The organism is Pseudomonas sp. R43(2017), assembly GCF_002112345.1.
GTDB classification, from domain to species: Bacteria; Pseudomonadota; Gammaproteobacteria; order Pseudomonadales; family Pseudomonadaceae; genus Aquipseudomonas; species Aquipseudomonas kribbensis.
This window is the reverse complement of record NZ_NEHJ01000004.1, coordinates 649,185-655,188: the sequence shown is the minus strand read 5'-3', so window position 1 is coordinate 655,188 and position 6,004 is coordinate 649,185. Positions and strand designations below refer to the sequence as shown.

Sequence of the window (6,004 nt, the reverse complement as noted above, 5' to 3'; positions counted from 1 at the left end):
GAAGACCGAACCGTTGAAAGCGCCAGACAAACCGGCATTTCCAACTCCTTCCAGGCTTCGATGATCTGAAGCAATCCGCCATCGAAACCTACATAACTCATTGAATCTCAAGGAGTTTTCCGTTTCGACTGCGCCGGAAGTGGGGCGAATTATAGGCCTCCAGAATCTGCCGTCAACCCTTAATTTGGTTTTTCTATCAGTCAGAAGCTCAGCACCGTCGAAAGATCCAGATATCAGCGCGCATTCAGCGCAACGAGCAACCGTACCCAATGTCCCCTCATGCTCCTCTATATATAGATAGAAGAACATTCGAGCTCCATGAAAACGCAAAGCCAAGCAATACCCATCGAACCGACTGCATTACAAGACAGGAAGCTGAGGATCGATTCAGAAGCAATGAGCCACCCACGAGACGAAACCAGCCCGCGCAGCTTCAGCAAATCCTAGGAATATGAGAACAACAGAAAGTGATAATCAACCGTGAGGCCGGCGGACATCAACAAGAAGGTTTTGCAAAGATGGTGTCCCAGGGCAGGTTCGAACTGCCAACCTTCCCCTTAGGAGGGGGATGCTCTATCCAATTGAGCTACTGAGACATACACGTTGTCGCTTGCAGACGCTGCGCGACGGACGGCGAGCATGTTAACGGCCGAACCTTGATTTGTCATGTCGTCCGTAGGGCATTTTAAGTGTAGGCAGGCGCCCCGCAATCTCGAAGGGCGATTTACCGTGCAATTTGCATCATCACAAAATAACCGTCATTGCACATTGCAATGCACCATTTTTTAACCTGCATCTTAAATGCTTGTTTTTAAAGGACTTAACAGCAGTTAAACTATTGGCATGACGACTGCTTCGCCTGTTCTGCAGAAGAACGATCGGAGATCAGCCTCATGAACCGCACCCTCTTGCTTGCAAACGCGATCGCTTTAGCGATTCTGGTGGGCTTTCACTTTGCCCCCGAGAGCACTGAACCGGTTGCACAGCGTATGCCGCATTACTTGCAGGTACAAAAGGCGCCACAGTGGGCAGTGCTGAGTGACCAGGGCAGCCACTCACAGGAAGTCAGCGCGCCCCTCGAGACGTCGCAAGCCAAATCGATCGATCGCCTGGTGTTTTGAATCATCTTCAGGAGTACAGCATGTCCAAGTCAGCGGCAGGATTTTTGATCCTCGCCTTTTTGAGCGGCGCCCTGCATTTTTCGCTGTTCGAACAAACCGAAGTCACCCCGCCCCTGATCGGTTGCGCCGTTTTTGCAGTGCTGTTCTTGCTTGCACTGGCAGCCGGCCGCAAGTTCAAATTTGATCCGGTACTACGTTGAGCTTCACCCATTCCACAAAATGATCAGCGGCCACCGCCAACTCGCCAGAGTTGTCGAGCTGGAACACAGGCCTGCTGATTGACCTCCTTTCCAGGAACAAGGCGTTGCGAGCAAGCCTGGCATTGATTTGCTCAAGCGTTTCTCGCCCACGCTTGAGCAGACGTTCCCGCAACACCTCTTCCCTGACTGTCAACAAAACCGGCAACAGCGTCGGATAATCCTCCAGCGCTTGGCGCAGGTTCGCGCGCGATCCGTTTACCAATACGTGATGCCCGGTTTTCAGCCACTGGTCCATTTCAGCAGGAATACCATAGGAGAGTCCGTTCGCCTGCCATGACAATGAAAATTCACCGGCGCGTCGGCGTCGATCAAACTCCTCGGGAGTGACACTGAGCGCATCCTCCCCCACAGATTCCGCCGACCGAGTAATGACGCGGCGCATGACCTCACAACCCAGCAGACGCAAACGCTCACGCACAGCCTCGATGAGACTGTCCTTGCCCGAACCAGATGGCCCCATCAGATAAATAAGCTTGCCATCCATCCTGAAAACGCCCCCCAGCAGGTGCACGCCCCTAGTAAATCGGCCATTTGCCACTATCCTGTACAAGGTAAGGAACAACGATTTTAGCCGCATAGCATGCACGGTCTGACGCCTTCGGGCATCCCTTCGTGCGCTTCAGGACGCGGTCAGCGATACGGGCCGGCTCATTCTTTTCAAACCAGTCCGCATTTCTGATAATTGGTGCTGGCATTACGCCTTTACCCGGATCAATATTTGTCACAGAATTGACGCCAATGATCTGGCAATTTTGAGGCATGATGCGAGCCTCTTAACAATTCAGGTTGAACCATTTGGCGCGGATGCTTGTCCTACGACTCATCCTGCGGCCAATCCCGAGAACCGCTCCCCTGAACTAACCGGTTAAATATATGCGCCCATTGAAACAGGCAATTTATTCCAGCCGTACGGCTGACAAGTTCGTCGTACGCCTGCCAGACGGAATGCGTGAACGCATTGCCGAGGTGGCTCGCAATCATCATCGCAGCATGAACTCCGAGATCATTGCGCGCCTTGAGCAGAGTCTTATTCAGGAAGGCGCACTGGGCGAAGAGCTGAGCATGCGCCTCGACAGCCCGGAGCTTTCGCTGCACGAACGCGAGTTACTGCAACGCTTCCGCCAACTCTCCCATCGCCAGCAGAACGCACTGGTTTCTCTGATCGCCCACGACGCCGAAATGGCCGCAGACGCATCCTGAGTCAAATCGAATATCTCAAGCCAGCATGAATGCTGGCTTTTTTTTGCCCGCAATCCGGGATTTCAAGGACGAAAAAAAGCCCGCCAATTGGCGGGCTGTTCGACACAGGAAATCAGAGCAGGAAAATCGTCGCCAACCCCAGGAAGATGAAGAAGCCGCCACTATCGGTCATGGCCGTAATCATCACACTGGCCCCCATTGCCGGGTCTCGCCCCATCTTGGCCAACGTCATCGGGATCAACACCCCCATTAAAGCCGCCAGCAACAGGTTGAGCGTCATCGCAGCCGTCATCACCACGCCAAGCGACCAACTGCCGTAGAGCATGTAAGCCACTACACCGATCACTCCACCCCAGACCAGGCCGTTGATCAACGCAACGGCGAGCTCCTTGCGCATCAGACGCGAAGTATTACCCGTGCTGACCTGATCGAGCGCCATGGCGCGAACGATCATGGTGATCGTCTGGTTGCCGGAGTTACCACCGATACCCGCCACAATCGGCATCAGAGCGGCCAGCGCCACCAGCTTCTCGATCGACCCTTCGAACAGGCCGATCACCCGCGACGCGACGAACGCCGTGATCAGGTTGATCGCCAGCCACGCCCAACGGTTGCGCAGGGATTTCCAGACGGAAGCGAAAATATCTTCCTCTTCCCGCAGACCCGCCATGTTGAGGACTTCGCTTTCGCTCTCCTCACGAATCAGGTCGACCATTTCATCGATGGTCAGACGGCCGATCAGCTTGCCGTTCTTGTCGACCACCGGTGCCGAGATCAAATCGTAACGCTCGAACGCCTGAGCGGCGTCGTAGGCATCTTCGTCCGGGTGGAAACTCACCGGATCGCTGGCCATGACTTCGGAAACCTGTTTCTCCGGATCATTGACCAGCAAACGCTTGATCGGAAGCACGCCCTTGAGTACGCCGTCGTAGTCGACCACGAACAGCTTGTCGGTATGACCCGGCAGCTCTTTCAGGCGGCGCAGGTAACGCAGGACCACTTCAAGACTGACGTCCTCACGGATGGTCACCATCTCGAAGTCCATCAGCGCACCGACCTGCTCCTCGTCGTAGGAGAGGGCCGAACGCACGCGCTCGCGTTGCTGCTGATCCAGAGTCTCCATCAGCTCATGGACGACGTCTCGCGGCAGCTCGGAGGCCAGGTCAGCAAGTTCGTCGGCATCCATGTCCTTGGCAGCAGCCAGGAGCTCGTGATCGTCCATGTCGGCGATCAGCGTTTCACGGACGGAGTCGGATACTTCGAGAAGAATGTCGCCGTCGCGATCAGCCTTGACCAACTGCCAGAGCGTCAGACGATCGTCCAGCGGCAGGGCTTCAAGAATGTAGGCAACGTCGGCAGAGTGCAGATCATCGAGCTTGCGTTGCAACTCGACGAGATTTTGCCGGTGGACCAGGTTCTCGACCCGATCGTGATGTGCGCCTTCCTGGCGGTGAGTCAGGTCTTCGACGACCCGCTGGCGCTGCAGCAGCTCAACGACCTGAGCCAGGCGATCCTGCAGGCTTTCCTGTGTTTTCTTTACTTCGATTTCGGACATAGGCGAACTCCACTCCCAGCAGCGGGGCACGCCGGAAGGATCAATCAGTCAATTCATGATTGGTAAAACGGGGTACTGAGTAACTACTGGGTAAGTCCATGGAAGTTTTCCATAAGCCCCGGCGGGGCTGACGGGCGCAATGATACACCGCCTGACGGTTTTAAACGTTAAAAATCTAGGCTGAAACAAGCGCTTGCGAGACAAAGCTGAGCGCTGTCCTGACTCTTCAGACTCCGACGACTCATCCTGAAAAGAAAACACACCGGCAGCGAAAAAACTGCCGACTACGCTTGAAAGGGATCGTCATGGAGGACGCCGAATGCCATCGAAAACATCCCGACTCATGCTGACCACCCTGCTCTGCCTCCCGCCCACAGGGAACACAACGACACTTCACCGCTGCGAAGCTGCTGACGGCAGCCTCACATTCACAACGCTGAGTTGCGCGAACAATGAGCGCCTTTTACTCCAGGAGGTACGCCCCTACTCGCCCGGCTCGACAGTGGCACTGATACCCGAAGCCCGACACGAAGAAATATCCGGTATGAATATCAGAAAGCGAGAAATGGCCGTCGTAGGCCGGACAAAAGACAAATGTGGAGATCTGATCGACGCACGACAGAAGCGCGAAGCAATCATCAATCAACGAATCATCGCCGGCATGAGCCAACAGGATGTTGAGAGCGCCCTGGGCAAGCCTGACAAGATCAGCATCCGCAATTCGGCAACGACTTATCGTTACGACCTCAAGCGAGGCCGCAGTGCTCAGGTCGATTTTGATGAGAAAGGATGCGTGACAGGAAAACTCAAATCCCGGACAGCAAAAAGCCCGCGTTAAACGCGGGCTTTTTGGTATATGGTGCACTCGACAGGATTCGAACCTGTGACCGCTCGGTTCGTAGCCGAGTACTCTATCCAGCTGAGCTACGAGTGCAATTTGTGTTTTTAGACCAGACCACAACTGGTTGAAGCCAAGTTATTTACATTGCTGCAACTAACTCTTAAATGGTGCACTCGACAGGATTCGAACCTGTGACCGCTCGGTTCGTAGCCGAGTACTCTATCCAGCTGAGCTACGAGTGCATTTGTGTTTGTTAGACCAGATCACACCTGGTTGAAGCCGAGTCATTTACATTGCTGCAACTGACTCTTAAATGGTGCACTCGACAGGATTCGAACCTGTGACCGCTCGGTTCGTAGCCGAGTACTCTATCCAGCTGAGCTACGAGTGCATTTGTTGCGCCGCATTATAGCCCGTCTAATCTCTATTCCAACCACTTTTTCTATTAATTTCAACAACTTACAGAAAAAGCCAGATTACAACGTACTAAGCAAATAATGGCGGAGAACGGGGGATTCGAACCCCCGACACCCTTGTGAGGTGTACTCCCTTAGCAGGGGAGCGCCTTCGGCCACTCGGCCAGCTCTCCGCAACACGGGGCGTATCTTAACCAACCTTTTCCCCGTTTGCAAACATAAAAATCAATAAAAATTAATGACTTGGTTCTTCGTCCTTCTCTTTCTTTATACGCAGGTAGATTTCCTCACGGTGCACGGCGACCTCTTTCGGGGCATTGACGCCGATACGCACTTGATTTCCTTTGACGCCGAGCACGGTCACGGTGATTTCGCCATCACCGATAATCAGGCTTTCTGCGCACCGACGAGTCAGAATCAGCATACCTTTCTCCTCACGCGAATCATTTCAGGGACAACAGTCTGCAAAAAAAAGGCACCCGACCTACAACCGGAGCGATCGTAGCCCTACATGCCTGAGTATTGACCAGCGCGAGCAAAAGAACAGTTCAGGGCTCGCGCCATTCAAAAAATAAAGGGCGCGGTCAGACCGCGCCCTTCATTGACCAGGA

Annotated in this window: 7 protein-coding genes and 5 tRNA genes; 4 read left to right on the top strand and 8 right to left on the bottom strand. The window is 54.0% G+C overall.

Features of this window, described 5'->3' with window-relative positions; all coding sequences use genetic code 11:
• Positions 1–519 precede the first annotated feature (519 nt).
• Positions 520–596 (bottom strand) — tRNA-Arg (locus tag CAG02_RS14940).
• Between the two features lie 297 nt (positions 597–893).
• Here CAG02_RS14940 and CAG02_RS14935 point away from each other — a divergent pair.
• Both CAG02_RS14935 and CAG02_RS14930 read left to right on the top strand, forming a co-directional pair.
• Complete coding sequence (locus CAG02_RS14935; protein WP_085709731.1) at positions 894–1,121, top strand: hypothetical protein; 228 nt, start codon at positions 894–896, stop codon at positions 1,119–1,121.
• Between the two features lie 20 nt (positions 1,122–1,141).
• Positions 1,142–1,321 carry a PA3371 family protein gene (locus CAG02_RS14930; protein WP_085709730.1) on the top strand — a complete coding sequence of 60 codons (180 nt, stop codon included), beginning with the start codon at positions 1,142–1,144 and terminating at the stop codon, positions 1,319–1,321.
• Here CAG02_RS14930 and phnN read toward each other — a convergent pair.
• A complete protein-coding gene (phnN, locus tag CAG02_RS14925; protein ID WP_085709749.1) occupies positions 1,296–1,865 on the bottom strand; it encodes a phosphonate metabolism protein/1,5-bisphosphokinase (PRPP-forming) PhnN in 570 nt (189 codons plus the stop codon). The genes CAG02_RS14930 and phnN overlap by 26 nt on opposite strands.
• 389 nt (positions 1,866–2,254) lie before the next feature.
• Here phnN and CAG02_RS14915 point away from each other — a divergent pair, with 389 nt between their 5' ends.
• Positions 2,255–2,581, top strand: coding sequence for an Arc family DNA-binding protein (locus CAG02_RS14915; protein ID WP_003178899.1), 327 nt, complete (start codon positions 2,255–2,257; stop codon positions 2,579–2,581).
• Between the two features lie 112 nt (positions 2,582–2,693).
• Here CAG02_RS14915 and mgtE read toward each other — a convergent pair whose 3' ends face one another.
• A complete protein-coding gene (mgtE, locus tag CAG02_RS14910; RefSeq protein ID WP_085709728.1) occupies positions 2,694–4,136 on the bottom strand; it encodes a magnesium transporter in 1,443 nt (480 codons plus the stop codon).
• Positions 4,137–4,455: 319 nt separating this feature from the next.
• Between mgtE and CAG02_RS14905 the strand changes: the two genes are divergently transcribed.
• On the top strand, positions 4,456–4,974 hold the full coding sequence (locus tag CAG02_RS14905; protein WP_085709727.1) for a cell envelope protein SmpA: 519 nt from the start codon (positions 4,456–4,458) through the stop codon (positions 4,972–4,974).
• A 19-nt stretch (positions 4,975–4,993) separates the two neighbouring features.
• Here CAG02_RS14905 and CAG02_RS14900 read toward each other — a convergent pair.
• From CAG02_RS14900 to csrA, 5 genes are all read right to left on the bottom strand, one after another.
• A tRNA-Arg gene (locus tag CAG02_RS14900) sits at positions 4,994–5,070 on the bottom strand.
• A gap of 72 nt (positions 5,071–5,142) precedes the next feature.
• Positions 5,143–5,219, bottom strand: a tRNA-Arg gene (locus CAG02_RS14895).
• A 72-nt stretch (positions 5,220–5,291) separates the two neighbouring features.
• Positions 5,292–5,368: transfer RNA gene (locus CAG02_RS14890), tRNA-Arg, on the bottom strand.
• A 107-nt stretch (positions 5,369–5,475) separates the two neighbouring features.
• Positions 5,476–5,566, bottom strand: a tRNA-Ser gene (locus tag CAG02_RS14885).
• 62 nt (positions 5,567–5,628) lie between these two features.
• The gene (gene csrA / locus CAG02_RS14880; RefSeq protein ID WP_002554426.1) at positions 5,629–5,817 is read right to left on the bottom strand and encodes a carbon storage regulator CsrA; all 189 of its coding nucleotides are present in this window, start codon (positions 5,815–5,817) and stop codon (positions 5,629–5,631) included.
• Positions 5,818–6,004: the final 187 nt, after the last annotated feature.